The organism is Vibrio sp. 10N.261.46.A3 (assembly GCF_041472995.1).
GTDB lineage: Bacteria > Pseudomonadota > Gammaproteobacteria > Enterobacterales > Vibrionaceae > Vibrio > Vibrio coralliirubri.
This window is the reverse complement of sequence record NZ_JBFRRH010000152.1, coordinates 1-504: the sequence shown is the minus strand read 5'-3', so window position 1 is coordinate 504 and position 504 is coordinate 1. Positions and strand designations below refer to the sequence as shown.

The 504-nt window shown below is 38.1% G+C and carries 1 protein-coding gene; it reads left to right on the top strand.

What is annotated here, in order from left to right; genetic code table 11:
• Positions 1–115: 115 nt before the first annotated feature.
• On the top strand, positions 116–504 hold a 389-nt coding region (locus tag AB4484_RS25335; RefSeq protein WP_372080905.1), incomplete at its 3' end, for a hypothetical protein.

The following is a 504-nucleotide window of genomic DNA, read 5'->3' as shown; positions in this document are numbered from 1 at the left end:
ATAGGAATAATGAACACCTACTTTGATAGGTTAAGCGTCATTTTTATTCACGCTGTTCGTTTATTTAACGTCAATATTTATGTCAGTATTGGGTTCTGTTCGGGGATGTTATTACATGAATTATAGGCTATTGGTTGCTTTTTGCACCCTGTGTTACTCATGCTGCTCTCAAGCGGGTTTTGGATTTAAGTTCAAAGAAATACCTCTAAATAACGGAGGTTTTTATGGTATTGGGGTTGATATCATTAATGAACCAGAGTATTTGATTAAAGGTCCACTTGGTAATGAGTATGACGTTAGTGGTAATGATGGGTATGGGGGCTATGGATATTTGGGGATTAGAAATGGGTTGAACTCATATGAAGTTAGCTTGGGAGGTAGTGCTATCAATATGCCTGAAGGTAATAACGCTATCTCCGTAGATATTGGCGGTGAATACCGGAGGTATTTACCTGTAAAACCTATAATTTACTTCGGGGCTAATTTACAATCTAGGGTACTGGG